The sequence below is a fragment of the Cognatilysobacter tabacisoli genome (assembly GCF_003586305.1).
In the GTDB taxonomy this organism is placed as follows: Bacteria; Pseudomonadota; Gammaproteobacteria; order Xanthomonadales; family Xanthomonadaceae; genus Cognatilysobacter_A; species Cognatilysobacter_A tabacisoli.
Map to the genome: position 1 here is coordinate 1278754 of NZ_QXJI01000001.1, position 25868 is coordinate 1304621.

The window sequence follows — 25868 nt, forward strand, 5'->3', positions numbered from 1 at the left end:
GGATGACCGTCCGGCGCTCCGCCGCGATGCGGCGAGGCGCCAGTGCCGCGTGCCCGCGGGCGTTCGCGCGGGGCCTGCCGTGTCAAGCCTTGCCGGGGCGGCGGGGGCTGCTACCCTGCCCTCTGCCCTGCCGGTTCGCGCATGTCCGCACGCTTCGTACACCTCCACCTGCACAGCGAGTTCTCGCTCGCCGACTCGACGATCCGCATCGCCGAGCTGGTCAAGCGCTGCGCGTCGCTCGGGCAGCCGGCGGTCGCGGTCACCGACATCGACAACCTGTTCGCGACCGTCAAGTTCGTCAAGGCGGCCGAGGGCGCCGGGCTCAAGCCGATCATCGGCGCCGACATCGGCCTGGCCGACGGCAACGAGGCCGCCTCGCGCCTGACCCTGCTGTGCCGCGACCGCACCGGCTACCTCACCCTGTCGCGGCTGCTGTCGCGGATGTGGATGGAGGGCCACCGCACCGAGGGCGTGATCCTGCGCCCCGAGTGGCTGCGCGAGGACAACGCCGGGCTGTTCGCGCTCGCCGGCCGCCACTCGCTGGCCGGGCGCATGGCCGCCTCGCACCGGCTCGAGCTGGCCGAGGCCTCGGTCGCCGACTGGCAGGGCGTGTTCGGCGAGCGCCTGCACCTGGAGCTGACCCGCACCGGCCGCGACGGTGAGGACGCGTTCAACGCGTTCGCGCTGCACGCCGCCGGCAAGCGCGGCGTGCCGGTGGTCGCCAGCAACGACGTGCGCTTCCTCGACCGCGACGGCTTCGACGCGCACGAGGCGCGCGTGTGCATCGCGACCGGGCGCGTGCTCGACGACCCCAAGCGCCCGCGCGAATACACGCCCGAGCAGTACCTGAAGTCGTCGGACGAGATGGCCGCGCTGTTCGCCGATGCGCCCGACGCGATCGACAACGCGGTCGCGCTGGCGACGCGCTGCAACGTCGAGATGGAGCTCGGCACGTACTACCTGCCGGCGTTCCCGGTGCCGGCCGAGCACACGATCGAATCGTGGCTGCGCAACTCGGCGCGGGAAGGCCTGGGCAAGCGCCTCGAACGCAACCCGATCGCGCCCGGCAAGACCCGCGAGGAATACGACGCGCGGCTGGAGACCGAGCTCGACGTCATCATCAAGATGGGGTTTCCCGGCTACTTCCTGATCGTCGCGGACTTCATCAACTGGGCCAAGGACCACGACATCCCGGTCGGTCCGGGCCGCGGCTCCGGCGCCGGCTCGCTGGTTGCGTGGGCGCTGGGCATCACCGACCTCGACCCGCTGCCGTACGACCTGCTGTTCGAGCGGTTCCTGAACCCCGAACGCGTGTCGATGCCCGACTTCGACATCGACTTCTGCATGGACCGCCGCGACGAAGTCATCGACTACGTCGCGCGCAAGTATGGCCGCGACCGCGTCAGCCAGATCATCACCTACGGCACGATGGCGGCGAAGGCGGTCGTGCGCGACACCGGCCGCGTGCTCGGCCACCCGTACGGCTTCGTCGACGGCATCGCCAAGCTGATCCCGATGACGCTCGGCATCAGCCTCGACGACGCGCTCGGCGAGTCCGAGGCCGCGCGCAAGGACAGCAACCTCGCATCCAGCGAGCTGATCGCCCGCTACCACGCCGAAGAGGACGTGCGCGACCTGCTCGACCTGGCGCGCAGCCTCGAGGACCTGACCCGCAACGCCGGCAAGCACGCCGGCGGCGTGGTGATCGCGCCGAGCCCGCTGAGCGACTTCTGCCCGCTGTTCGCCGAACACGACGGCGAGGGCCGCGGCCGCAGCCCGGTGACGCAGTTCGACAAGGACGACGTCGAGGCCGTCGGCCTGGTGAAGTTCGACTTCCTCGGCCTGCGCACGCTGACGATCATCGACTGGGCGGTGAAGGCGATCAACGCGCGCCTGAGCCGCGCCGGCGAGCCGCCGCTCGACATCGCTGCGCTGCCGCTGGACGACAAGGCCAGCTACGAACTGTTCGCGCGCGGCGACACGGTCGCGGTGTTCCAGTTCGAATCGCGCGGCATGCGCGAGCTGCTCAAGCGCGCCAAGCCGGACGTGTTCGAGGACATCATCGCGCTGGCGGCGCTGTTCCGCCCCGGCCCGCTCGGCTCGGGGATGGACCGCGAGTGGGTCGACCGCAAGCACGGCCACACCGAGGTCAGCTACCCGCACCCGCTGCTCGAGCCGGTGCTGTCCCCGACCTACGGCGTCATCGTCTACCAGGAACAGGTGATGCAGATCGCCCAGGTCCTGGCCGGCTACTCGCTCGGCGGCGCCGACATGCTGCGCCGCGCGATGGGCAAGAAGAAACCCGAGGAGATGGCCAAGGAGCGCGCCAAGTTCGAGGCCGGCTGCGCCGAGCGCGGCATCGAGGCGCGGCAGGCCAGCCCGATCTTCGACCTGATGGAGAAGTTCGCCGAGTACGGCTTCAACAAGTCGCACTCGGCCGCGTACGCGCTGGTCGCGTACCAGACCGCGTGGCTCAAGGTGCACTACCCGGCCGAGTTCATGGCCGCGGTGCTGTCCAGCGACATGGACAACACCGACAAGGTCACCTCGTTCCTCGACGAGTGCCGGGTGATGGGCCTGACGGTGCTGCCGCCGGACGTCGACGCCTCGCCGTACATGTTCACCGCGACCGACCGCGACACGATCCGCTACGGCCTCGGCGCGGTGAAGGGCGTCGGCCGCGGCGCGTGCGAGGCGATCGTCGACGCGCGCCGCGCGGGGCCCTTCGACAACCTGCTCGACTTCTGCAAGCGCGTCGACAGCGGCAAACTCAACCGCCGCGCGCTCGAAGCGCTCGTCCAGGCCGGCGCGCTCGACAAGCTCGGCCGGAACCGCGCCAGCCTGATGCTGCAGCTGCCCGAGGTGCTGAAGGCCACCGAGCAGCTCGCGCGCGAGCGCGAGGCCGGCCAGAGCTCACTGTTTGGAGGCGGGCTGTCCGCCGGCGGCATGGAGTCGGCCGCGCCGGCGCTGCACATCGACCTGCCCGAGGTCGACGAGTGGCCGCTGACGCAGATCCTCAACGGCGAGCGTGACACGCTCGGCCACTACCTCAGCGGCCACCCGTTCGACCCGTACCGCGACGAGGTGCGCGCGCTGGTCGGCTTCGACCTCGGCGAGCTCGACCGCCTGTGGGAGCAGCGCCCGGAAAACGCGCGCAGCGGCTGGCGCCCGGAGCTCGAGCTCGTCGTCGCCGGCCTCGTCGTCGGCCTGCGCAAGAAGGGCGACAACCAGATGTTCGTGCAGATCGAGGACGGTCGCGGCCGGCTCGAGTGCGCGTTCTTCGCCGAGGCCTACACCGAGTTCGCCCAGCTGATCGCCCGCGACCGCCTGCTGGTGATCCAGGGCGGCCTGCGCGAGGACAGCTTCAGCGGCGGCTTCGCGATGCGCGTCGCGCGCTGCTGGGACTTCGCCCAGGTCTGCCAGCGCCACGCCCAGCGCCTGTCGCTGCGGCTGGACCTGCGCGTGCCCGGCACCCTGCAGCGCATCGACGCCCTGCTCGACAAGCACCGCCCCGGCCCAACCCCGCTGCGGCTGGACCTGCTGTGCGACGGCGCCGCCGGCATGCTCGACCTCAACGGCCCGCGCTCGGTCCGCGTCGACGCCGACCTCCCCGGCCTGCTGCGCGCGCAGGCGGGGGTGAAGGCGGTGAAGGTGGCGCTGGGGAAGCCTTGGGCGTCGTAGGCCGACGACTATTGCCGCGCTGAACACCCCTCGGCATATCGCCGACACGAGGCGCGGACTTGTTATAGCCTCGCCCACGCCCGCGTAAGCGGATATCGTCCGGACTTGATGGCTATACGGGTACTAGGGGGCTCGATGCGGTCAACCGCGCTCGTTGTAGCCATCTTGGCACTCGCCTCGCTTGCAGGGTGCCAAGACCGCCCCGTCTCTCAACGGGAGCCCTCGGACCGGACCTCGGCGAATGGCGTCCAGCCGCTCCCACCTTCTAAGCCGATAGTCCCCAAGAACGACAAACATCCGTTCTTCGGCATCGACCTCAATGCCCTCTCCACGGATGACTCCGCAGTCGTGCGGTCGGCGTGGGCGAACTATCACCGCGTATTGGCGGGAAAGCATCCAGATTGCCCGCTTGACTCAGCATTTTCAGACGGCGGGACGCGAATCTACGATTGCGTTGGGTACGAGTTGATCCGCTACAAGTCTCTCCTCCCCCCAGGGCCGCCTGGCAGCCCCGACTTGGACAAGGTCAGCCTTATGTACGGCCCGTCCATTAAATTCGCGAGCGGCCATAAGGTAGAGAGGCTCTGGGTGCTCGATTCCCGGGAGCTTGCGCGGCTTGAGGCCGCACCCTAACAATTCGTCCAAGTCGACGCTGCTTCGCGGCGCGGCCTAACTCAGGTGTTGGGCTGTGTGGAGAGGTCAATGGCATCGCAGCGCAGAACTTTTTTAGGAGTCACCCTGCTTATCGCTATCCAGCTCCTTGGCGGGCTAGGCATGGAGTCATTGATTCCTTCAGCAAAGGAAGGTCCTATTTTGCTCAGTGCAGTTCTGGGCTTCCTAAGCGGTTTTGTGGGAAGCACGGTTGCCCGCGGATCGTTTGTTGTTCCGGCCGCTGCAGCGTGGCTCGGGATGTGGGCCCTTACCGTACTAATTCTTTACGGAATGGCTGCTCGGGTAACCACTCCAAGCCTGGCACAGGTAGGCGCCTTCCATGTCACGCATGCCTGGCCGATCTTTGTGTCCGCCGCGTCGGTCATAGCAGGAGCTGTCACAGGAGACATCATTCGTACGAGGCTGCGCCCCGTTCCGGCCGCAGCCTGACAGTTTGTCCAAGCCGTCGCCCCTTTGCGGCGCGGCGTAACAGTGGTCTTACGCGCACACAAACGATCCTTGAGGAGTGGAGATGAAGATCAGAATTGTGCTCTGCATTGCGCTCTTGGCATGCTCCGCCGCTGCTTTGGCGGATGATGGGCTTCAGAGGATTTCCGGCTCTGTCTGGAAGGCAGGCCACGCCCGCGCAGTGTTTGATCTGAGAGTCCGTGAGGGCGAGACCCAACAAGCACCGCTCCACGGCGCGGAGACTCTCGAGGTTTCACGCTCCTCAAAGACTGGAACTTCAATCCGAGTGCTTGACCCCTCGGGCAAACCACTCGCCAGTGCTTCACTCGACTCCGAACCTGGAGACAGCACGGTGCGGTTCGCGTTCTGCGAAAGCGGGGGCGTGGAAGTTTCTTCACCTGCGTCCGAGGTCGCACCGCGTTGCGCGTCCAGAGGTACCTAACAACTAGCCCCAGCCACAGCAGCTTGGCAGCTGTTAGGCCCCAAGGAGACTTTGATGAGACGCACTGTCCTCACTGCACTGCTGGCCCTTTCGACGACTACCCATGCCAGCGGAAACGGCACACCGGCTGAGGATGGGGTTAGGCACAGGATTAAATCCTGTGAAGAAGCGGCTCTTCTTGTCACAACAGCTTTCGTTCGCTTTCCAGTTGACGCCCCTTCTCGTAGTCAGTTCATCAATGAAGAGAAGGCAAGGATCCTCGTGGACAGGCCGGACGTTGCCGTGGAAGACAAGTATTTGATGTCCGCTATGGCGGCTGTGATCTTCCATCTCGTCGAGATGGAACTACTGAATTCAGACGCGGCCGTCTCCCCGGAGCTGCAGTTGCGATTGGCCTCGCGGGCAGGCGCGGCCTGTGCGGCGACAACAACTAGTCCGCGAGAGACCTGACAATTCGTCGTAGCCGAGTCCGCTTCGCAGCGGGCCGAGTTTGATGTCCGGCCGGCACCGGCTATCTCAGCCGAAGGGCGACAGTAGCTCCATCCAGGGCGCGGCCTCCGGCCTTACCCGGGCTACGTGTCGCGACGGACTCGGGCATCCTGCAATCCTCCACCCCGCCACGGACCCACCGCCATGGCCGAGAACAAGACCAAAGCCACCGACGCCAGCGTCGCCGCCTTCCTCGATGGGGTCGAAGGCGCGCAGCGTCGCGCGGACTGCGACGTGCTGATGGCGATAATGGGCCGGGTCACCGGGGAGCCAGCCAAGCTGTGGGGGCCGAGCATCATCGGCTTCGGCTCGTACCACTACCGCTACGACAGCGGCCGCGAAGGCGACATGCCGGTGGCCGCGTTCTCGCCGCGCAAGGGCGAGTTCAGCGTGTACCTGACGCCGGACAGCCCCGGCCAGGCCGAACTGCTGTCGCGGCTCGGCAAGCACCGGATGGGCAAGTCGTGCCTCTACATCCGCAAGCTGGCCGACGTCGACCTCGCGGTGCTCGATCAACTGGTCGTCGGGTCGATGCGCGACCTCGACGGCCGCCGCTGCTGACGCAGGCGCGACGATGCCGTGGCACACAGGGAGCTGCAGCCCACCGCGGGCGCGATGACTGCGTCGGCACGGTGTCTTTGCGCAACGCCACCCGCACCGCTGACCGGCGTGGCACCATCGGCGGCCTCGATGCAGTGCGTCCCTGCTGCATCCTGCAGGCTCACGCGTCAGCTCTTGGGGGAGAGCACTCATGCAAGCAAAGCATTCGATCGTCCTGGCGCTCGCGGGGCTTTGTTTCGTATCGGGCGCCACCGGCCAGTACCTGTATCCAGGGCAGGAGGTTTCGCCGGTGGACCTGTGGTTCATGCCGGTGTTCGCCATCCTGGTGTTCTGGTGGTATCGCCTGGACACGTCGCAGCGCGGCTACCGGCGGACGCCCTGGCTCAACGTGGGCGTCATCGCGATCGCGGCGCTGGCCCTGCCCTACTACTTTTTCCGCTCGCGTGGTTTCAAGCGCGGCGTGCTTGCGACGCTGGCGCTGCTCGGCGCCATCGTCGCCTCGGGCATCCTCACCCTCGGCGGACAGTACGCCACGCACGTCGGCCTGCAGAGCTGATCCCCGGGCCCGCGCCGACGCGTCAGGGCCCAACCCAGGCGTCACACTCACAAGGAGAGTCGAATGAAGTTGAAGTGCATTGCGGTCCTGCTGCTGGCCGCGGGGTTGACCGCCGGCTGTACCACCACGCCGAGCCGAGGTGGCGAGCTGCGCATCGATTCGAGCAGCGTCCAGTCCGCCGAGAGGTCCTACCAGGCGATGATGCGGGGCCGCTCCGAAGCGGAGAAACAGAAGCTCGCGCTCGCCATGCTCCTGCTCAACCTGCAGGGGGTGAAGAGCGCGTACGAAGTGGTCGCGAACCCGGAGCTGCAATCGCCGTCGATTGGCCGGATCAAGGACCAGGTGGCCGGCATGACGGCGGACGAGATCATCGCGCTCGCGGCGCGCGTTTCCGATATCCAGGTCGAGGTGTCCGGGCAGTAGGGCCCGGCGGGCGGCGCCCGCTGTTTCGCACGTGGGGTGGGCTTGAGGCCACTAGCGGCCCGATGGCGGGCTGGGCAGGAGCGGCGGGGCGGCGCCCCGCGTACGAAGTGAAGGCCCTGCGGTCGATGCGACCGGGCGTTCACGGTGACGGGTTTCGCTTCGCTCTACCCATCCTGCGGTTGTCTGTCGCTTCTGCGTCCGTGGGCACGCACGCCGACGCGCGGCCGCTGCGCCGCGACATGCCCCCGCGCGGCGTTGCGGCATGATTGGGCCCCCGGGCGTCCACGCCCCGCTGCCTCCGGAGTGATCCATGCGCCGCCTCCTTGCCGTCTCCGCCCTGTCCCTCGCGCTGTGCGTGGCCTGCACGCACACCGCTCCGACCGCGTCGGCCCCGCCCGCCGGCACCGCGCCGGCAGCGCAGGCCGCCAGCACCGCCGAGGACGCGCGCCTCAATGCGTGGTTCGAGCGCAAGTACGAGGAGCAGCTGCAGCTGAGCCCGATCGCGATGACGATGCAGGGCCGCAAGGACCGCTACGGCGACATCGACGACATGTCGCGCGCATCGAGCCAGAAGCAGCTGGCGTGGATGGAGGCGGCGCTGAAGGAGATGCAGTCGACCTTCAAGTACGACGCGCTCGGCGCCGAGACCAAGCTGTCGTGGGACCTGTTCGAGTACCAGGTCGAGGCCGCGCGCTCGGCGGACCGCTTCACCGACCACCGCTACCCGTTCGAGCAGATGGGCGGCACGCAGGCGTTCCTGCCGACGTTCATGATCAACTTCCACAAGGTCGAAACCGAGGCCGACTACGTCGCCTACGTCTCGCGCCTGCGCCAGGTGCCGCGCGCGTTCGGCCAGCTGATGGACCAGGTCAAGCGCTCGGCGGCCCAGGGCATCCGCCCGCCGCGCTTCGCGCATGAGGGCGTGATCGAACAGGCCGGCAAGGTCGTCGCCGGCGCGCCGTTCACCGCGGGCGCCGACAGCGCGCTGTGGGCCGACGCGCAGGCCAAGGCCGACGCGCTTGTCAAGAGCGGCAAGATCGACGCCGCGCGCGCGACCCAGCTGAAGGCCGACGCCCGCAAGGCATTGGTCGAAGCCGTGCAGCCCGCGTATGCCGGCGTCATCGACTGGTTCAAGGCCGACCTGAAGAACGCGGCGGTCAATCCTTCCGGCGTCGGCACGCGCCACCCCGACGGCGCGGCGTTCTATGCCGAGCGCGTGCGCGCGTCGACCACGACCGACCTCACGCCCGAGCGCATCCACGAGATCGGCCTGGCCGAGGTTGCGCGCCTGCGCAGCGAAATGGAGGCGCTGAAGGACAAGGTCGGGTTCAAGGGCGACCTGAAGGCGTTCTTCGAGTACATCCGCACCGACCCGCGCTTCAAGTACCCGAACACCGACGCCGGCCGGCAGGCCTACATCGACGACGCGACCAAGGCGATCGCGACGATCAAGACCCAGCTGCCGAAGTACTTCGGCCTGCTGCCGAAGGCCGACCTGGTGGTCAAGCGCGTCGAGCCGTTCCGCGAAGTCGACGGCGCCGCGCAGCACTACTACCCGAGCACGCCGGACGGCTCGCGCCCGGGCGTGTACTACGCGCACCTGTCCGACATGAACGCGATGCCGAAGCCGGAGCTGGAGGTGATCGCATACCACGAGGGCCTGCCGGGCCACCACATGCAGATCGCGATCGCGCAGGAGCTGCAGGGCGTGCCGGAGTTCCGCAAGCAGGCGCGCTTCACCGCGTACTCGGAGGGCTGGGGCCTGTACTCGGAGTGGCTCGCGCGCGAGATGCCGGGCACCTACGTCGACCCGTACTCCGAGTACGGCCGGCTGACGTCGGAAATGTGGCGCGCGATCCGGCTGGTGGTCGACACCGGCCTGCACGCGAAGGGCTGGACCCAGAAGCAGGCCGCCGACTACATGGCCGCGAACAGCTCGATTCCGCAGGCCGCGGTCGACGCCGAGATCCGCCGCTACATCACCTGGCCGGGCCAGGCGACGAGCTACAAGATCGGCATGCTGCGCATCCAGGAGCTGCGCCGCCAGGCCGAGGCCGAGCTCGGCGACCGCTTCGACATCCGCGGCTTCCACGACGCCGTGCTCGGCGGCGGCGCCCTGCCGCTGACGCTGCTCGAGCGTCGCGTCAACCAGTGGGTGGAGTCGCGCAAGCGCGGCTGATGCGTGCGGCGGGCCGGCGCGACGCGCCGGTCCGCGCCATCCGAACAGTGCAACGCCGGGGCCGGCGCGATGCCGGCCCCGGGGCACAGCCTCAGAGGCTGTTGTAGATCGACGTCACCAGCTGGTCGGGCTTGATGAAGGCCTTGCCGAGCTTTTCGTCGGTCGCGGCGGTCGGCTTGGCGGCGATCACCTGCTGCAGCGTCTTGCCATCGCGCTTCATCGCCGCGATCGCGTCGCGGTAGCCCTGCAGCATGTCGCCGTAGGCGGCCAGCTCGGCGCGGTTGCTGACCGGGCCGTGGCCCGGCACGACGAGCGTGTCGGCATCGCTCATCTCGACGCCGGCGCGGATCGCCGCGAGGAAGCCGTCGATGCTGCCGCCGGACTCGAGGTCGATGAACGGGTACAGCCCGTTGAAGTAGACGTCGCCCATGTGCAGCACGTTGGCGTTCTCGAACTTCACCAGCGAGTCGCCGTCGGTGTGCGCGCGGGCGACGTGGCGGGCGTGCACGTGGTCGCCGTTTAGGTGCAGGCTGACGCCGTCCTTGAACGTCACCACCGGCAGCGCGCCGGCCGGCGCCGCTTCGCGCGCCTCGCCGCGGAACGTGCCCGCGGTGCCCATGCGCTTGCGCACGTTGTCGTGCGCCATGATCACAGCGCCGGCCTTGCCCATCGCCTCGTTGCCGCCGGTGTGGTCGCCGTGCCAGTGGGTGTTGATGACGAAGCGCAGCGGCTGGTCGCCGATGGCCTTCAACGCGGCGAGGATCTTCTCCGACAGCGGCGCGTACTGGTCGTCGATGATGTACGCGCCGTCGCTGCCGACGCTGGCGACGATGTTGCCGCCGGCGCCGGTCAGCACGTGGGTGCCGCCACGCAGCGCGTTGGCCTTGATCTGCACCTTGGAGAAATCCTGGGCGGCGGCGGGCGCGGCCACGAGGGCGAGCGCGAGGGCGATGCAGCGAGCGAGGCGCATGGGACGTCCGGGGTTGTGGGACCGGCCGCCACTGTATGCCGATTCGCACCGGCGACCAGTAGGCAAAATCGATCGAAAATCCGCCGGACTGGCAGACTCGGAGGCACCGATGGCCACCACGCGCCCCACCACGATCGCCGGGTACATCGCGGCCGCACCAGCCGCCGCGCGGCCGCACCTGCGCCGGCTGCATGCCATCCTGCGGTCGGTGACGCCCGACGCGACCGAGACCATCAAATGGGGCACGCCATTCTTCATCGAGCCGCGCTTCCTGTTCGCGTTCTCGGCGCACAAGGCGCATGCGAACTTCGCCCCGGGCGCGGCCACGCTCGCGGCGTTCCGGGGCGAGCTCACCGGCCATCGGACGACGGACAACTTCCTCCAGCTCCCGTACGACCGGCCGGTGCCCGAGGACCTGGTGCGCCGCATGGCCGAGCACCAGCTGCGCAGCTTGCGCGCACGCGACGACGCCGCGTTCTGGTAGTGGCGACCGGCCCAGCCCGCCCACCCGTCTGACCGCCGCGCCGGCGGCGGTGCGTTGTGCCCGGTGTCGCCGCCGAACGCGCGGCGCGCCACCGGAGCACACCGTGTTCGCAAGGGAACTGATCGCCGGCTGGGGCGACATGGACTTCAACTCGCACATGCGCAACACGGCCTTCCTCGACAAGTCGGCCGACGTGCGGATGCTGTTCTTCGCCGACAACGGCTTCCCGATGAACGAGTTCATGCGCCTGCGGCTCGGGCCGGTGATCCGCAAGGACGAGGTCGAGTACTTCAAGGAAATCCGCCTGCTCGAGGCCATGCGCGTGACGCTGGCGATCGCCGGTCTGTCGGACGATGGCAGCCGCTTCCTGCTGCGCAACGAGTTCTGGCGCGCCGGCGACCGGCTGGCCGCGCGCGTGACCAGCGCCGGCGGCTGGCTCGACCTCGCCCAGCGCAGGCTCGTCGCCCCGCCCGATGCCCTCCTGGCCGCGCTGCGCACGCTGCCGCAGACCGACGATTTCCAGCCGCTGCCGTCGAGCCTGAAGAGCGGCGGCTAGCGTCGTTCGCGCCGGGCGGGCCATAGGGGCGGCCGACGGACCGCCCGCACCGGACCCCTCGGCAAATCGCGGCGCACTGCGGCGGCTCGACGCTCCGAGCCGCGGAGCTTCGACGGCGAACCCTGAGTCTCGACTGTCCCACCTCTGGGGCTCCGACGGTGCACCCCGGAGGTGCACTTCCCGAGCCCCCAGGTCCAACGCCGCCCCCCTCAGGCTCGACGTTCCGACCCTTCCGGCTCCAACGGCGCACCCGGAGGCTCGGCCCTCCGACCTTCGGGCTCCAACGCTGCACCCCGCAGGCTCGACGTTCCGACCTTCGAGGTCCAACGCTGCACCCCGCAGGCGCGACGTTCCGACCCTCGAGGTCCGACGCCGCACCCCGCAGGCTCGACGCTCCGACCCCTTAGGCTCCAACGGCGCACCCGGAGGCTCGGCGCTCCGACCTTCAGAGTCCAACAGAGCAGCCGGGCCACCCGCCGCGCAAGCCGTCGAGCAACGCCGGCCGACCCCAACCGTCGGCAAGGGACCACGGCCGCCCGCGGTCGCGCTGCGGCCGTAACGCCAACGCGGCGCCGGCGCTATCGTGGCGCCATCCCCGAAGCGCAGTCCCAGGAGCGACGCATGACCGCTTACACCTGCCCCAAGTGCAGCGGCACCGAGTACACCCGCAACGAGATGCGCGCCGAAGGCGGCTTCTGGTCGGCCGCGTTCGACGTGGCGACCAACCGCTTCACCGCGGTGAGCTGCAGCGGCTGCGGCTATACCGAGCTCTACCGCACCGACGTCGGCGCGGGCGCGAAGCTGTTCGATTTCCTGGCCACCTGAGGCGCGCCACGCGCGTCGCCGAGCGACCCCGACGCGACCGTTCCCCACGCCGGCCATCCCATGCACAGGAGTCTGCAATGCGCCTTCCGGCACTAGTGCTCGCTTGCCTGCTCGCGCCCTCCGCGTGGGCGCAGGACCGTGGCCCGGTGATCGACATGCACCTGCACGCGTTCGGCTTCGACGAATACGGCAACCCGCCTCCGCCGAACGAAGTGACCGGCGAGGTGCCTGCCGCCCTATCGGATGCGGACGCCATCCGCGCCACGCTTGCCGCGATGAAGGCGCACCGGGTGGTCCTCGCCGTGGCCAGCGGGCCGTTGGAGGACGTGCAGCGCTGGCGAAACGCCGCGCCGCAGCGACTGATCGGCGGAGCCTACGCGGGGCCGCGCAACGCGCTGCCCGACACCGGCACGCTGCGTGAACAGGTGCGGACGGGCCAGATCGGCGTGATCGGTGAGCTCGGTCTGCAGTACCGCGGACAGCGCGCGACGGACCCGGAAGTCGCACCCTATTTCGCGCTGGCCGAGGCGCTCGACGTGCCGGTGGCCATCCACACCGGGCTCGGCGATGCCGGCACCCCGTACGGCTGCTGCCCGACGTTCCGGACATCGCTGGGCAATCCCCAGCTCGTCGAGGACGTGCTGGTGCGGCACCCGCGCATGCGGGCGTGGCTTATGCACGCCGGCTACCCGTTCCTCGCCGAGACCAAGGCGCTGCTCTACGTGTACCCGCAGCTGTACGTCGACATCGGTGTCCTCGCCTGGGCGCTGCCCCGCGCCGAATTTCACGCTTACCTGCAGGCGCTGGTCGATGCGGGCTTCGGCAAGCGCATCATGTTCGGCTCCGACCAGATGGTGTGGCCGGAAGCCATCGGACAGGCCATTGCCGGCGTCGACAGCGCCGGCTTCCTGACGCCGGCGCAGAAGCGCGACATCCTCTACAACAATGCCGCCGGCTTCCTGCGGCTGGACCGGGCGACGATCGATCGCCACCACCGCGAAGCGGCGGAGACCGCGCCGGCACCGGCACAGGCCGGCGCGGTCGGACAGGCGGCCGGATCCACCCCGTAATCTCGGCTCGGTCGCGCGCCTGCGTCCGGCGCACCGACCGCACCACCCCAGGGGTCATTCGGAATCGAGCTCCGCGGGCGGCGCATCCCCCGCCGCCACCGCCAGCGGGCGCACGTCGTTGACCAGGTGCATCAGGAATCGGCCGGGCTGCTCCTGCATCATCATGTGCGCCGAATCCTCGAACGCGAACGCGCGCTTGGTCGGCGCGGTGATCGTGGCGAACCAGTCGGCGGCGACCCGGTGCGAGGTCGAGTAGTCGTGCAGGCCATTGAACAGGAACATCGGCGTGTCGAAGCGCGTGTACCGGCCGAAGTCGACCGACTCCAGCTGCGGCAGCAGGTGGGTCAGCGAGTACAGGCTGCCGCGGTCGATCGCCGCCAGCTCGGCGTCGCTGTAGTCGGGCGACAGCTTGCGCGCGCGGTCGAAGGCGGTGAAGTCGCGACGGCCCCACGCCAGTCCGCCGTAGTGCATGACCCACGTCCGCTGCGTGCCGATGCGTTCGATCGTCAGCTGGCCCGGCGCGCCCGGGTACGGGGCGAGCGCTTCGAGTTCGCGCACGGCCTTGGCATTGCCCTCGGCACGCGCCTGCGCCAGCGCCCAGTCGTAGCCCTGCCCTTCGCTCGTGCGCATGTCGGCAATCTGGCCCGCGCCGATGTACGCGTGCAGCCATTCGGGGCGACGCCGCGCGAGCTCGACGCCGACCACGCTGCCCCACGAATGCCCGAGCACGAACACCTTGCGCTTGCCGTAGGTCTCCATCAGGTGGCGGAGCACCACTTCGGCGTCGCGCACGATGCCGTCGATGGTCATGCCCGGGGCCATCGCGTCGGGGGCGTTCGCGGCGTAGGTCTTGCCGGCGCCGCGCTGGTCCCACTGCACCACGGTGAAGAAGTCCTCCCACGGACGTTGGTACACGTAGGACTCGACCATCTCGGCCGCGCCGGGCCCGCCGTGCAGGTACAGCAGCACCGGGTTGCGGCGGTCGTTGCCGCGCACCGAAATCCACTGCCGGATGCCGTTGACGTCGATCGCGCGCAGTTCGTCGATGCCGTGCGGCGAGACGATCCGGCGGCTGCCGGCGACGATCGCGCGCGCATCGTCGCGGCTGAAGGCCGGCGGCGACGTCGCCGCCGCCGCAGCGGGACCGGCGGCGCGCGCGGACGCGACGGCGGACAGGGTGATCAACGCGATGCAGGCGAATCCTTGAAAGCGCATGGTGGTGCTCCGTGTGGTTCGCGGCCAGTGTCCCGCGACCGGCGCGCGCAACCATCTGTCGTCGGTCACTGCAACCGCGCGCGGCCTGCCCGTATCGGTGCCAGCTTGCGGCGCGGGCGCGCGATGCGTTCAATCCTCGGTGAGTGAATTGACCGGAAGCGACACGCGAATGCGCGAATCAGCCAATGCGCCCATCGTCCGACGACACTCACTCGCGGACGCACCCGCCCTGCACGCCGCCGTGCGCGCGTCGATCGACACGCTGTCGATCTGGCTGCCGTGGTGCCACCGCGATTACGCGCTGGACGACGCGAGGCGGTGGATCGACGCCTGCATCGCCCACTGGCGCGACGGCACCGGGTTCCCGATGGGAATCTTCGACGCGAACGGCAACGTGCTTGGCGGTGCCGGTCTCAGCGACGTCGACCGCGCGGCGCACACCGCCAACCTCGGCTACTGGGTCGCCGACGCGCACCGCGGCCGCGGCGTCGCGACCGCAGCGGCGCGCCACATGGCGCGGCTCGCGTTCGACGAGTTGCGCTTCGACCGCCTGACGATCGCCGTGCTGACGCGCAACGCCGCGAGCCAGCGGGTCGCAGAGAAGCTCGGCGCCCGCCTTATCGGCAAACGCACGCACGCCTTGGCGTGGCAGGGCCGACGGGCGCCGGCGCGACTCTACGCGCTGGAGCCTCGCGACCTGGTACCGCTCGACTGACGTCGCAGCGCGCGGCCCGGCCAGCGGCGACGGGCGCATCCCAACGCATCAACGGTCAGCGGGCCGCCATCGCTCCAGGACGACCGGCCATCACGGACCGCCGGCTCGACACCGAGCCGATGGGTGCCGCCGCCTTGCACATTCAGTGCGCGATCTCGACCCGCCATTCCCGCTTCGCCACCGGCACCCGCACCGTCAGCGCCCCGGTTGCCGCGTCGAACGACCAGCCGTCGACCGCGCGGCCATCGATGCGCACGCCGCGCGGCGCGCGCGCGGTGCCGCGGACGACGACGTCGATGTCCTGCCACCACGGTGCGAAGCCGTCGTGCTCGACGCGCGCGGTGATGGTCGTCTTCGACCTGCCCGCCTCGCACGCGAACGCCATGCGCAGGAACTCGCCGCCCTCGTGGTCGAAGCTGGTGCCGTCGTCCTGGTACAGCGATCCGGCACACGGGGCCGTGCTGCCCGGCGCCGGCAGGTAGGCGTGCAACTGCAGCGGGCCGTCGGGCGTCTCGCCGGTGTGCTGCACCAGCGGTTGCATCGGGACCAGCGCACCGGCGCGCGCGTACAGCGGCGCGCCGGTCGGCCGCGGGTCGAGCTTGATCGGCTCCTTGCCGGCCGCCTGCCGCGTCGACGTGCCGAACGCGTACCACTCGCCCGGCGGCAGGTTGACCACGTGCGCGTCCAGCGCGTCGTCGACCACGGGTGCGACGAACAGGTCGGCGCCGAACAGGAAGTCGCGGCTGTTCGCGTAGAAGTTCTCCGCCGACGGGTACTCGTAGAACACCGGGCGCAGGATCGGCGCGCCGTTGCGCGCGTTCTGCTCGGCCAGCGTGTAGAGGTACGGCATCAACCGGTAGCGGCGCTCAACCGCCGCGCGGCGGCGCGACTCGTGCGCCTCGCCGTCGACCCAGGCCTCGTGGTCGCGGGTGTCGGTGGCCGCGTGGTTGCGGAATACCGGGTTGAACGCGCCGAGCTCGAACCAGCGCGTCAGCAGCTCCGGACTGGGCGAACCGATGAAGCCGCCGACGTCGTCGCCGACCAGCGTGTAGCCCGACAGGCCCATGCTCAGCGCGTTCGGCGTGCCCTGCGCGAGGTGGTGCCAGCTGGCGGTGTTGTCGCCGGTCCACGTGGCCGCGTAGCGCTGCGTGCCGGCGTAGGCGGCGCGGGTCAGCACGAACGGACGCTCGTCCGGCTTGATCTTGCGCAACCCCTCGTACGTCGCGCGCGCATTGAGCATGCCGTAGGCGTTGTGCAGCTCGCGGTGGCTGACGCTGCGGCCGTCGTCGAGCCGGTGCACCGCGTCGAGCGCCATCGTGTTGCCGGGCGCGCGGAACACCGACGGCTCGTTCATGTCGTTCCAATAGCCGGCCGCGCCCATCGCCGCGAAGTCGCGGTACAGCCCGCCCCACCAGTCGCGCACGCGGGTCAGGCTGAAATCGGGGAACACGCTCGGCCCGGGCCACACTTCGCCGACGTAGGGGCTGCCGTCGGGCATCTTGATGAAGACGTCCTGCGCGGTGCCGGTCGCGTACGGCGCGTAGTCCTTGCCGCGCGAGTTGGGGATGTGCAGGTCGGTGATCAGCACCGTGCGCAGGCCCTGCGCGCGCAGGTCGGCGATCATCTGTTCGAAGTTCGGAAAGAGCTTGCGATCGACGGTGAACGGCGCATTGCCCTGCTGGTAGCCGATGTCGAGGTAGATCGCGTCGCTCGGGATGCGTCGCGCGCGCAATGTGTCGGCGACATCGCGCACGCGCGCCTCGGGCAGGTAGGTGTAGCGCGACTGCTGGAAGCCCAGCGCCCACATCGGCGGCAGCGGCGTGCGCCCGGTCAGCGCGGTGTAGCGCTCGACCACGCGCGCCGGCTGCGGGCCGGCGATGAAGTAGTAGTCGAGCTCGCCACCGTCGGCGCCGAACGCGGCGCGCTCGGGCGACTCCAGCCCGAAGTCGAAGCTGCTGCGCCAGGTGTTGTCGAGGAACACGCCGTACGCCACGCCGCCGCGCAGTCCGAGGTAGAACGGGATGGACTTGTACAGCGGGTCGGTCCAGCCGGCCCACGCGTAGGCGTCGGTGTTCCAGTTGGTGAACGCGCGGCCGCGACGGTCGAGCGGGCCGGCCTTGTCGCCAAGGCCGTAGAAGTGCTCGTCGGCGGGCAGTTGCTTCCACGCGCGCACGCGGGTGCGGCCGTCGGCCTCGGGCATCCACGCCATCGGCTGGTCGGCCGCGTCGGCCAGCAGCACGCGGCCGCCGGCGTCGGCGAACTCGACCCGCAGCGGCGACTTGTGCACGGTGGCGACGACGTCGCCGGCGGTGACGGTCACGCGCGCGGCGCCGTCGTCGACGCGCACCGGGACCTTCGCCGGCGCCGCGACCACGGCCCACGATGCGTCCGCCTTGAACGCGCCGTCGGGCGCCAGCCGCACCCGGAACACGCCGTCGGCGAACGCGGTGACGCGCACGCGCGCCGCGCCCGATGCGAGCTCCACGCCGTCGTCGCGCACCTGCACCGCGTCGACGTTGCCGACGTGCCGCCAGCCCTGCGCGTGCAGCGGCACGACCGCGCCCCACGCCAGCGCGATCGCGACGACCGCCGCTGCGCGCATTCCGACCCCGTGCCGCTCGCCCATCTGCTGCTCCCCGCGGCTCCGGCCGCCGACCGTCCCGATTCAAGCACGCACGCCGCGCGCGGCGGCGATGAATACGACTGCAGCCGCGCCGCAGGCGCGTTCCGGGCGCGCTGGCGGCGCCCGAGCGGCGCTCCGCACGCCTCGGTACGGTCCGGGGCCCTGGGCTAGACTGTCGGCCTTTCCGGCCCATGGCCCGCGCATGAACCCGAACTACCTCGACTTCGAGAAGCCGATCGCCGACCTGGAAGCCAAGATCCAGGAGCTGCGCCACGCCAGCCACGGCTCGGCGGTGAACGTCGACGCCGAAGTGCACGCCCTCCAGGACAAGCTGCGCGTGCGCACCGCGCAGATCTTCCGCGACCTCAGCCCGTGGCAGGTCTCGCAGCTGGCCCGCCACCCGGCGCGGCCGTACACGCTCGACTACCTGCGCGTGATGTGCGACGAGTTCCAGGAGCTGGCCGGCGACCGTGCGTTCTCGAACGACAGCGCCATCGTCGGCGGGCTGGCCCGCATCGGCGGGCGCAGCGTCGTCGTGATCGGCCACGAGAAGGGCCGCGACACCAAGAGCAAGGTCAAGCGCAACTTCGGCATGCCGCGCCCGGAGGGCTACCGCAAGGCACTGCGCCTAATGAAGCTCGCCGAGCGCTTCAAGCTGCCGCTGCTGACGTTCATCGACACGCCCGGCGCCTACCCCGGCATCGACGCCGAGGAGCGCGGCCAGTCCGAGGCCATCGCGCGCAACCTGCTCGAGATGGCCGAGCTGCGCATCCCGGTGATCTGCACGGTGATCGGCGAAGGCGGCTCTGGCGGCGCGCTGGCGATCGGCGTCGGCGACCGCACGCTGATGCTCGAGTACGGCACCTACTCGGTGATCTCGCCGGAAGGCTGCGCGTCGATCCTGTGGAAGACCGCCGACAAGAAGCAGGAAGCCGCCGAGCAGATGGGCATCACCGCCACGCGCCTGAAGGAGCTCGGCCTGATCGACAAGATCGTGCGCGAGCCGACCGGCGGCGCGCACCGCAACCCGAAGCAGATGGCCACGCGCCTGAAGGCCGTGCTGATGAACGAGCTCGACGCGCTCGAGCAGGCGCCGATCGACGAGCTGCTCGAGCGTCGCTACCGCCGGCTTCGCGGGTACGGGGCGTACGAGGCGGCATAGTCCATCGGCACCCGCGCGGCGCGCGAGGGATGGAGACGAAGGCGGCGGCCGCGGGGCTTGCCGCCTTTTTCATGCGCGGCGGGGCCATCGGCATCGCAGCTGCGTAGGTCACGCAGCTCGCCGGAATCCCGCGCGCGTCACCACGCGCGCAGGTACTGCTCCGGCGTCGGCGGCTCGGCGCCGAGTTCGACCGCGGCGCGGCGCGGGAAGTAGGGGTCGCGCAGCAGCTCGCGCGCCAGCAGCACGACGTCCGCTTCGCCGCGCGCGAGCACGGCCTCGGCCTGCGCGGGATCGGTGATCAGCCCGACCGCGCCGGTGGCGATGCCCGCGTCGCGGCGGATGCGCGCGGCGAACGGCACCTGGTAGCCCGGCTCGGCCGGAATCCGCACGCCCGGCACCAGCCCGCCGCTGGACACGTCGATCAGGTCGATGCCGCGCGATTTGACCAGCCGCGCCAGCTCCACGCTCTGCTCGATGTCCCAGCCGCCGTCGGCCCAGTCGGTCGCCGAGATCCGCAGCCACAGCGGCAGGCGCTCGGGCCACACCGCGCGCACCGCGTCGACCACCTGCAGGGTCAGGCGCACGCGGTTGTCGAAGCTGCCGCCGTACGCGTCGTCGCGCGTGTTCGACAGCGGCGACAGGAACTCGTGCAGCAGGTAGCCGTGCGCGGCGTGCAGCTCGAGCAGGCGGAAGCCGGCGGCCTGCGCGCGCCACGCGGCGCGGGCGAAGTCGTCGACCAGGTTGGCGATGTCGGCCTCGGTCATCGCGGTGGGCACCGGCGAGGCGTCGTCGAACGCGATCGCCGACGGAGCCACCGGCGTCCAGCCGCCGTCGGCGGGCGCCACCGGGCGGCCGCCGAGCCACGGCGCGGCGGTGCTGGCCTTGCGGCCGGCGTGGGCCAGCTGCATGCCGGCGACGCTGCCCTGCTGCTCGATGAAGCACGCGATGCGACGCCAGGCATCGGCCTGCGCGTCGTTCCAGATCCCCGTGTCGGCCGGCGAGATGCGGCCCTCGGCGTTGACCGCGGTCGCTTCGGTCAGGACCACGCCGGCGCCGCCGACCGCGCGGCTGCCCAGGTGCACGAGGTGCCACTCGTTGGGCACGCCGTCGACGGCCGAGTACTGGCACATCGGCGCGACGGCGAGGCGGTTGCGAAGGGTCAGGGAACGCTGGGCAAGGGGTTCGAACAGCCGGGACACGGGCGGGCTCCATCGGGGGAGCGGCCAGCGTGCCGAGGCGCCCGCATGAATGCAGCACCCGGCGTGGGTTGCTGCATTCCATCGCCATGGCACGATGCCCGCGATGCCGCGCCCGCCTGCCCCGCGCTACGACCTGAACGCTGCGTTGCACGACGCGCCGGCCGCGGCGTTGTGCGTCGGCTTCAGCGGCGGGCTGGATTCGACCGTGCTGCTGCACCTTCTGGCAGACGACGCGGATGCGCGCGCACGCGGGCTGCGTGCCCTGCACGTGCACCACGGCCTGCACGCCGAGGCTGACCGCTGGGCCGAGGCGTGCGCGGCGACGTGCGTGGCGCTCGATGTGCCGCTGACCACCGTGCGCGTGGCGGTCGTGCCGGACGGCGACGGCCCGGAGGCCGCTGCGCGCGCCGCGCGCCACGCCGCATTCGCCGAGGCACTGCGCGAGGACGAGGTGCTTGCGCTGGCCCAGCACCGTGACGACCAGGCCGAAACCTTCCTGCTGCGCGCGCTGCGCGGCTCGGGCGTCGATGGGCTGGCTGCGATGCGCCGCTGGCAGGCGATCGGCGCCCTGCGCGTGTGGCGACCGCTGCTCGATGTCGACCGCGAAGCGCTGCTCGCATACGCCACGCATCACCGTCTGGCGTGGAGCGAGGACCCGAGCAACGCGGACGACGCGTTCGACCGCAACTTCCTGCGCCAGCGCGTGCTGCCGCTGCTGCGCGAGCGCTGGCCGCACGCCGGTGCCGCGCTGGCGCAGTCGGCCGCGCACTGCGCCGACGCCGCCGCGCTGCTCGCCGACGAGGACGCGCACGCGCTGGCGCGGCTGCGCACGCTGGACCCACACGCGATCTCGCGGACCGGGCTGCCTGGGCTGCCCGCGCCGCGGCGCGCGCGGGTGCTGCGGGCGTGGATCGCGGAGCTGGCCTTGCCGCCGCTGCCGGCGCGCGGCGTCGAGGCGATCGAGCGCGACCTGATCCACGCCCGTGCGGACGCCGACGCGCGCTTCGCCTGGCACGGGGCCGAGGTCTGCGCGTGGCGCGACCTGCTGCGCGCCGGGCGCGTCCGTGCCCCACTGCCGCCGCACTGGCAGGCACGCTGGGACGGGCGCACGCCGCTGCCGCTGCCCGACGGCGGGTTGCTCGCGCTGGACGGGGTCGAGGCGCTGCTCGAGCCGGTAACGGTCCGAACCCGCGCGGGCGGCGAGCGCATCGCGCTGCCCGGCCGCGACCACTCGCACGCGCTCAAGCACGTGCTGCAGGACCTCGGCGTGCCGCCGTGGGAGCGCGCGCACCTGCCGCTGGTGGTCGACGCGCGTGGCGACGTGCAGGCCGCCGGCGACCTCGTCTACGCCGCGCCGTTCGACGCCTGGCTGCGCACGCACAAGGCGCGCCTGCGCTGGACGCCGCCGGCCCCCTAGCCGCTGCCGGCGTTTGCCCGCACACTTGCCGCATGCCACGCAAAGCCGCTTCCGACGCCGCCTCCGACACCGCCGCCGCCTCCCCGGTCGCCGATTTCGAGCAGTCCCTCGACGCGCTCGAACAGCTGGTCGAGAAGATGGAACAGGGCGAGATGACCCTCGAGGAATCGCTGGCCGCCTACGAGCGCGGGGTCGGGCTGTACCGACGCTGCCAGGGCGCGCTCGAGCAGGCCGAACTGCGCGTGCGCCTGCTCAGCGACCCGCAGTCGCCCGGCACCGCCGAGCCGTTCGACGCGCCCGATGCCTGAGCTGCCGCTCGACGCCTGGCGCGCGCGCGCCGACGCCGCGCTCGCCACCGCCCTGCCCGATCCCGACGCCGCGCCCGCGCGCCTGCACGCGGCGATGCGCCACGCGGTGCTGCTCGGCGGCAAGCGCATGCGCCCGCTATTGGTCTACGCCGCCGGCGCGCTGTTCGACGCCGAGCCGCTCGCGCTCGATGCCCCGGCCGTCGCGGTCGAACTGGTGCACGCCTACTCGCTGGTGCACGACGACCTGCCGGCGATGGACGACGACGCGCTGCGCCGCGGCCAGCCGACCGTGCACGTCGCGTTCGACGAGGCCACGGCGATCCTCGCCGGCGACGCCCTGCAGTCGCTCGCATTCGGCGTGCTCGCCGACGCGCCGGTCGACGCCGCCACGCGCGTCGCGCTGCTGCGCACCTTGGCCGGCGCGTCGGGCGCGGCGGGCATGTGCGGCGGCCAGGCGATGGACCTCGACGCGACCGGCACCGGTGCCGCTCTGTCGATCGAGCGGCTCGAAACGCTGCACGCGATGAAGACCGGCGCGCTGATCCGCGCCGCGGTGCAGATGGGCGCGCTGTGCGGCGGCGCGCCGGACAGCGCGCTGGCCCGGCTCGACGACTACGCGCGCGCGCTCGGCCTCGCGTTCCAGGTGCGCGACGACATCCTCGACGTCGAAGGCGACAGCGCGACGCTCGGCAAGACCGCCGGCAAGGACGCGGCGCAGGACAAGGCGACGTTCCCGGCGCTGATCGGCCTCGACGCCTCGCGCGCGCGGCTGGACGACCTCGACGCGCGCATGCGCGATGCCCTCGCGCCGTTCGGGGCGCCGGCCGATGCGCTGCGTGCGCTGGGACGGCTGGCGATCGAGCGCTCGCACTGAGCGCCGGCGCGCGCCGCCGCGCCGGGTGATGCCGATGACGCGCGCTACGCTGTCGAGGTGAACCATCCCCCCGTCCGTGACGGCGTCGCCGCGAGCCGCTACCAGCTGCCGCCGGGCCCGTGGGCCACCGTGCTCGACGCGCTGGCGGCTGCGTTCCCGACGGTCGACCGTGCGGCGTGGGCGTCGCGCTTCGCACGCGGGCGGGTGCTCGACGCCGACGGCGTGGCGCTGGCCGCCGACGCGCCGTTCCGGGTCGGCGCCGGGGTCCACTACTACCGCGAGGTCGCCGACGAGCCGCGGCTGCCGGTCGAGGAGCGCGTGCTGCACCACGACGCGCACCTGCTGGTTGTCGACAAGCCGCACTTCCTGCCGGTCGTGCCGGGCGGCGGCTTCGTCCGCGAGACCCTGCTGGCGCGGCTGGTGCGCCGCACCGGCAACGCCGGCCTGGCGCCATTGCACCGGCTCGACCGGCTGACCGCCGGGCTGGTGCTGTTTTCGACCGATCCAGCCACGCGCGCGGCCTACCAGGCGCTGTTCCGCGAGCGCCGGATCGACAAGCGCTACGAGGCCATCGCAGCGCCGCGGCCGGGGATGGCGTTCCCGCAGCAGCGCCACACCCGGATCGAACGCGGCGAACCGTTCTTCCGCATGCGCGAGGTCGACGGCGCGCCGAACGCGCTGACCCAGATCCACGTGATCGAACGCGGCGACGCGGCGTGGCGCTATGCGCTCGAGCCCGTGACCGGGCGCAAGCACCAGCTGCGCGTGCACATGGCGGCGCTGGGCGCGCCGGTCGCGAACGACCCGCTGTACCCCGCGCTGCGCGAGCCGGCCCTGGACGACCTCGCCCGCCCGCTGAAGCTGCTGGCGCAGTCGCTGGCGTTCGCCGATCCGCTCGACGGTCGCGCGCGTCGCTTCGAGACCTCGCTGTCGCTGTAGCCGTTCCTCGCGGGCCCCGGGCAGCAGCAGACGAAACACGAAAAACGAAAACGCCGGCGCGAGGCCGGCGTCTTCGGGTCATACCGCCGCGTGGGTCAGGAGACCAGCCGCAGCGTCAGCGGGTAGCGGTACGTCTCGCCGTTGTAGGCCTTGAACGCGGCGATGACGCTGCACACCAGCCACAGCACCGCGATCGCCAGCGCGGCCATCGCCAGCAGCAGGCCGGCCGGCCCGGTGAGGATGATGCCGATGCCGAGCGTCAGCACCGTCGCGCCGAGCAGCAGCAGCGCGATCAGGGCGGCCGCGCAGGCGTAGATGAACATCGACAGGTTGAAGTTCAGCGCTTCCTTGGCGTGCTCGGCGGCGAACGACGAGCGGTCGCGCTGGTAGATGTAGATCGCCAGCGCCGCCAGCGCACCGGCCAGGCCGGCCATCCAGCTCGTCAGCAGCGCCATGCCCAGCGCGGCGGCGTGCGCACCGGCGGCCCACAGGCGCTCGTTCTCCTGCGGCAGGGCGGTGGTCGGAGTGGTCATACCCTCGTTCATCGTCGGCTCCTCCCGGAAACGATCCGGAACACGGTTCAGGATGGGGCCTGCCCGCGCGCATGCAAGCCAACTTCCGACACCCCTCGCCGGGCGGCGGCGCGACGCTCCTACTCGCCGGCCACCGTCATCCGCCCGACCAGGATCGAGCCGGTGCGCACGTGCGAGCGCGGGTCGACGTCGGCGCCGACCGCCTCGATCGCGCGGAACATCGACTTGAGGTTGCCGGCGACGGTGATGTTGTCGACCGGGTACTGGATCGCGCCGTCCTCGACCCAGAACCCGCCCGCGCCGCGCGAGTAGTCGCCGGTAATCGCGTTGACGCCCTGGCCCATCAGCTCGGTGACCAGCAGGCCGCGGCCCATGCCGGCGAGCACCTCGTCGAACGCACCGGCATTCGCGCGCACCTGCAGGTTGTGCACGCCGCCGGCGTTGCCGGTGGTCGGCAGGCCGAGCTTGCGCGCCGAGTACGTGCCGAGCACGTAGCGCTGCAGCACGCCGCCGTCGACCAGTGCCGACTCGCGCGTGGCCACGCCGTCGGCGTCGAACGCGCTCGAGCGCAGGCCGCGGCGCAGGAACGGCAGCTCGTCGATGCCGAACCAGTCGGGAAACAGCTGGGTGCCGGCCGCATCGACGAGGAAGCTGGCGCGCCGGTACAGCGCGCCGCCCGAGACCGCACCGATCAGGTGCCCGACCAGCGAACGCGCCATCTCGGCGGCGAACAGCACCGGGTACTCGCCGGTCGCCACGCTGCGCGGCTGCAGCCGCGCGACCGTGCGCTCGGCGGCCTTGCGACCGACGGAGGCTGGCGACTCGAGGTCGTCGCCGGCCAGGCCGATCGTGTACCAGCCGTCGCGCTGCATGTCGTCGCCGCGCCCGGCGATCAGCGCGCAGCCGAGGCTGTGCTGCGTGCTGCGTTCACGTCCGACGAAGCCGTGCGAGTTCGCGTACACGCCGAGGCTCTCGCCGCTGCCGACCGACGCGCCGTCGGAGTTCTCGATGCGCGGGTCGCGCTCGCGACCGGCGGCCTCGGCAGCCAATGCCAGGTCGATCGCGCGGTCGGCGTCGATCGGCCACGGGTGCCAGCCGTCGAACTCGCGCAGGTCGCTCGCCATCAGCGCCGCATCGGCCAGACCGGCCGCATCGTCGTGCTCGGTGTGGCGGGCGATCGCGCAGGCCTGCTCGACCGTCGCATCGAGGCTCTCCTCGCGCAGGTCGGCGGTGCTGGCGCTGCCCTTGCGCTGGCCGAAGTAGACGGTCACGGCGATGCCGCGGTCGCGGGTCGACTCGACCGTCTCGACCTCGCCCATTCGCACGCTGACGTTCAGTCCGGTTTCCTCCGAGCACGAGACCTCGGCCTGGCTGGCGCCGCGCGCGCGGCAGCGCGCCAGCAGCTGCTGGGACAGCTCCGCGAGCCGGTCCAGCCGCGCCTGGCTGTCGTCGTGTGCAGGGGCGATCTCGTTCAATGGCTTATCCTTTCGGCATTCGTTCCGCGGGCTGCGCCCGCCGAACCGGTGGT

General features: G+C 71.1%; 22 protein-coding genes. 16 read left to right on the forward strand and 6 right to left on the reverse strand.

Annotated elements, in window-relative coordinates; translation table 11 throughout:
• Positions 1–141: 141 nt before the first annotated feature.
• The 6 genes from dnaE (at position 142) to D3A60_RS10540 (ending at position 9450) form a co-directional block, all read left to right on the forward strand.
• A complete protein-coding gene (gene dnaE, locus D3A60_RS10520; RefSeq protein WP_119718612.1) occupies positions 142–3681 on the forward strand; it encodes a DNA polymerase III subunit alpha in 3540 nt (1179 codons plus the stop codon).
• A 1615-nt stretch (positions 3682–5296) separates the two neighbouring features.
• A complete protein-coding gene (locus D3A60_RS14550; protein WP_157981466.1) occupies positions 5297–5692 on the forward strand; it encodes a hypothetical protein in 396 nt (131 codons plus the stop codon).
• A gap of 183 nt (positions 5693–5875) precedes the next feature.
• The gene (locus D3A60_RS10525) at positions 5876–6292 is read left to right on the forward strand and encodes a DUF1801 domain-containing protein (protein WP_119718613.1); all 417 of its coding nucleotides are present in this window, start codon (positions 5876–5878) and stop codon (positions 6290–6292) included.
• Between the two features lie 190 nt (positions 6293–6482).
• The gene (locus tag D3A60_RS10530; RefSeq protein WP_157981467.1) at positions 6483–6848 is read left to right on the forward strand and encodes a hypothetical protein; all 366 of its coding nucleotides are present in this window, start codon (positions 6483–6485) and stop codon (positions 6846–6848) included.
• Between the two features lie 63 nt (positions 6849–6911).
• Positions 6912–7271: a hypothetical protein gene (locus D3A60_RS10535; RefSeq protein ID WP_119718615.1), complete on the forward strand. Its 360-nt coding sequence runs from the start codon at positions 6912–6914 to the stop codon at positions 7269–7271.
• Positions 7272–7581: 310 nt separating this feature from the next.
• Entirely contained in the window at positions 7582–9450 is a 1869-nt protein-coding gene (locus D3A60_RS10540) for a DUF885 domain-containing protein (protein WP_119718616.1), read from the forward strand.
• A gap of 91 nt (positions 9451–9541) precedes the next feature.
• Here D3A60_RS10540 and D3A60_RS10545 read toward each other — a convergent pair whose 3' ends face one another.
• On the reverse strand, positions 9542–10420 hold the full coding sequence (locus D3A60_RS10545) for an MBL fold metallo-hydrolase (RefSeq protein WP_119718617.1): 879 nt from the start codon (positions 10418–10420) through the stop codon (positions 9542–9544).
• Positions 10421–10529: 109 nt separating this feature from the next.
• Between D3A60_RS10545 and D3A60_RS10550 the strand changes: the two genes are divergently transcribed.
• From D3A60_RS10550 to D3A60_RS10565, 4 genes are all read left to right on the forward strand, one after another.
• Positions 10530–10904, forward strand: coding sequence for an iron chaperone (locus D3A60_RS10550; protein ID WP_119718618.1), 375 nt, complete (start codon positions 10530–10532; stop codon positions 10902–10904).
• A 103-nt stretch (positions 10905–11007) separates the two neighbouring features.
• The gene (locus D3A60_RS10555; RefSeq protein ID WP_119718619.1) at positions 11008–11460 is read left to right on the forward strand and encodes a thioesterase family protein; all 453 of its coding nucleotides are present in this window, start codon (positions 11008–11010) and stop codon (positions 11458–11460) included.
• 621 nt (positions 11461–12081) lie between these two features.
• Entirely contained in the window at positions 12082–12285 is a 204-nt protein-coding gene (locus D3A60_RS10560) for a zinc ribbon domain-containing protein (protein WP_119718620.1), read from the forward strand.
• Positions 12286–12362: 77 nt separating this feature from the next.
• Positions 12363–13355 carry an amidohydrolase family protein gene (locus D3A60_RS10565; RefSeq protein ID WP_119718621.1) on the forward strand — a complete coding sequence of 331 codons (993 nt, stop codon included), beginning with the start codon at positions 12363–12365 and terminating at the stop codon, positions 13353–13355.
• A gap of 54 nt (positions 13356–13409) precedes the next feature.
• Here D3A60_RS10565 and D3A60_RS10570 read toward each other — a convergent pair whose 3' ends face one another.
• Positions 13410–14570 (reverse strand): alpha/beta fold hydrolase, encoded by a 1161-nt coding sequence (locus tag D3A60_RS10570; RefSeq protein ID WP_119718622.1) that lies wholly within the window; start codon positions 14568–14570, stop codon positions 13410–13412.
• Here D3A60_RS10570 and D3A60_RS10575 point away from each other — a divergent pair.
• Positions 14569–15285 (forward strand): GNAT family N-acetyltransferase, encoded by a 717-nt coding sequence (locus tag D3A60_RS10575; RefSeq protein WP_231120469.1) that lies wholly within the window; start codon positions 14569–14571, stop codon positions 15283–15285. The two genes, D3A60_RS10570 and D3A60_RS10575, sit on opposite strands and share 2 nt — an antisense overlap.
• A gap of 142 nt (positions 15286–15427) precedes the next feature.
• Here D3A60_RS10575 and D3A60_RS10580 read toward each other — a convergent pair whose 3' ends face one another.
• Positions 15428–17887: a glycoside hydrolase family 31 protein gene (locus D3A60_RS10580; RefSeq protein ID WP_196778709.1), complete on the reverse strand. Its 2460-nt coding sequence runs from the start codon at positions 17885–17887 to the stop codon at positions 15428–15430.
• Positions 17888–18110: 223 nt separating this feature from the next.
• On the opposite strand from D3A60_RS10580, the gene D3A60_RS10585 reads away from it, so the two are divergent.
• Positions 18111–19070 (forward strand): acetyl-CoA carboxylase carboxyltransferase subunit alpha, encoded by a 960-nt coding sequence (locus D3A60_RS10585; RefSeq protein ID WP_119718625.1) that lies wholly within the window; start codon positions 18111–18113, stop codon positions 19068–19070.
• Positions 19071–19207: 137 nt separating this feature from the next.
• On the opposite strand, the gene D3A60_RS10590 is transcribed toward D3A60_RS10585, so the two are convergent.
• Positions 19208–20269, reverse strand: a complete 1062-nt coding sequence (locus tag D3A60_RS10590) for an NADH:flavin oxidoreductase/NADH oxidase (RefSeq protein WP_119718626.1) — start codon at positions 20267–20269, stop codon at positions 19208–19210.
• A 103-nt stretch (positions 20270–20372) separates the two neighbouring features.
• Here D3A60_RS10590 and tilS point away from each other — a divergent pair, with 103 nt between their 5' ends.
• The 4 genes from tilS to D3A60_RS10610 are packed head-to-tail and all read left to right on the forward strand — an operon-like array spanning position 20373 to position 23807.
• Positions 20373–21686, forward strand: a complete 1314-nt coding sequence (gene tilS / locus D3A60_RS10595) for a tRNA lysidine(34) synthetase TilS (RefSeq protein WP_119719080.1) — start codon at positions 20373–20375, stop codon at positions 21684–21686.
• A gap of 32 nt (positions 21687–21718) precedes the next feature.
• Entirely contained in the window at positions 21719–21994 is a 276-nt protein-coding gene (locus D3A60_RS10600) for an exodeoxyribonuclease VII small subunit (RefSeq protein ID WP_119718627.1), read from the forward strand.
• Positions 21987–22868 (forward strand): polyprenyl synthetase family protein, encoded by an 882-nt coding sequence (locus D3A60_RS10605; protein ID WP_119718628.1) that lies wholly within the window; start codon positions 21987–21989, stop codon positions 22866–22868. The genes D3A60_RS10600 and D3A60_RS10605 overlap by 8 nt, the downstream gene beginning before the upstream one ends.
• Before the next feature lie 57 nt (positions 22869–22925).
• Complete coding sequence (locus D3A60_RS10610) at positions 22926–23807, forward strand: pseudouridine synthase (RefSeq protein WP_119718629.1); 882 nt, start codon at positions 22926–22928, stop codon at positions 23805–23807.
• A gap of 95 nt (positions 23808–23902) precedes the next feature.
• On the opposite strand, the gene D3A60_RS10615 is transcribed toward D3A60_RS10610, so the two are convergent.
• Both D3A60_RS10615 and pmbA read right to left on the reverse strand, forming a co-directional pair.
• Complete coding sequence (locus D3A60_RS10615) at positions 23903–24352, reverse strand: DUF4870 domain-containing protein (RefSeq protein WP_119718630.1); 450 nt, start codon at positions 24350–24352, stop codon at positions 23903–23905.
• Between the two features lie 107 nt (positions 24353–24459).
• Positions 24460–25815, reverse strand: a complete 1356-nt coding sequence (gene pmbA, locus D3A60_RS10620; RefSeq protein ID WP_231120470.1) for a metalloprotease PmbA — start codon at positions 25813–25815, stop codon at positions 24460–24462.
• Between the last annotated feature and the right edge of the window lie 53 nt (positions 25816–25868).

Bases quoted from the DNA above. Each gene is read 5' to 3' on its own strand.
- D3A60_RS14550 (WP_157981466.1), top strand. From the start codon at position 5,297: ATGAGACGCACTGTCCTCACTGCACTGCTGGCCCTTTCGACGACTACC.
- D3A60_RS10565 (WP_119718621.1), top strand. From the start codon at position 12,363: ATGCGCCTTCCGGCACTAGTGCTCGCTTGCCTGCTCGCGCCCTCCGCG.
- D3A60_RS10575 (WP_231120469.1), top strand. From the start codon at position 14,569: ATGGTGGTGCTCCGTGTGGTTCGCGGCCAGTGTCCCGCGACCGGCGCG.
- D3A60_RS10585 (WP_119718625.1), top strand. From the start codon at position 18,111: ATGAACCCGAACTACCTCGACTTCGAGAAGCCGATCGCCGACCTGGAA.
- D3A60_RS10580 (WP_196778709.1), bottom strand. From the start codon at position 17,887: ATGCGCGCAGCGGCGGTCGTCGCGATCGCGCTGGCGTGGGGCGCGGTC.
- D3A60_RS10605 (WP_119718628.1), top strand. From the start codon at position 21,987: ATGCCTGAGCTGCCGCTCGACGCCTGGCGCGCGCGCGCCGACGCCGCG.
- D3A60_RS10570 (WP_119718622.1), bottom strand. From the start codon at position 14,570: ATGCGCTTTCAAGGATTCGCCTGCATCGCGTTGATCACCCTGTCCGCC.
- D3A60_RS10560 (WP_119718620.1), top strand. From the start codon at position 12,082: ATGACCGCTTACACCTGCCCCAAGTGCAGCGGCACCGAGTACACCCGC.
- D3A60_RS10550 (WP_119718618.1), top strand. From the start codon at position 10,530: ATGGCCACCACGCGCCCCACCACGATCGCCGGGTACATCGCGGCCGCA.
- D3A60_RS10615 (WP_119718630.1), bottom strand. From the start codon at position 24,352: ATGAACGAGGGTATGACCACTCCGACCACCGCCCTGCCGCAGGAGAAC.
- D3A60_RS10540 (WP_119718616.1), top strand. From the start codon at position 7,582: ATGCGCCGCCTCCTTGCCGTCTCCGCCCTGTCCCTCGCGCTGTGCGTG.
- D3A60_RS10545 (WP_119718617.1), bottom strand. From the start codon at position 10,420: ATGCGCCTCGCTCGCTGCATCGCCCTCGCGCTCGCCCTCGTGGCCGCG.
- D3A60_RS10525 (WP_119718613.1), top strand. From the start codon at position 5,876: ATGGCCGAGAACAAGACCAAAGCCACCGACGCCAGCGTCGCCGCCTTC.
- dnaE (WP_119718612.1), top strand. From the start codon at position 142: ATGTCCGCACGCTTCGTACACCTCCACCTGCACAGCGAGTTCTCGCTC.
- tilS (WP_119719080.1), top strand. From the start codon at position 20,373: ATGCCGCGCCCGCCTGCCCCGCGCTACGACCTGAACGCTGCGTTGCAC.
- D3A60_RS10600 (WP_119718627.1), top strand. From the start codon at position 21,719: ATGCCACGCAAAGCCGCTTCCGACGCCGCCTCCGACACCGCCGCCGCC.
- D3A60_RS10535 (WP_119718615.1), top strand. From the start codon at position 6,912: ATGAAGTTGAAGTGCATTGCGGTCCTGCTGCTGGCCGCGGGGTTGACC.
- D3A60_RS10530 (WP_157981467.1), top strand. From the start codon at position 6,483: ATGCAAGCAAAGCATTCGATCGTCCTGGCGCTCGCGGGGCTTTGTTTC.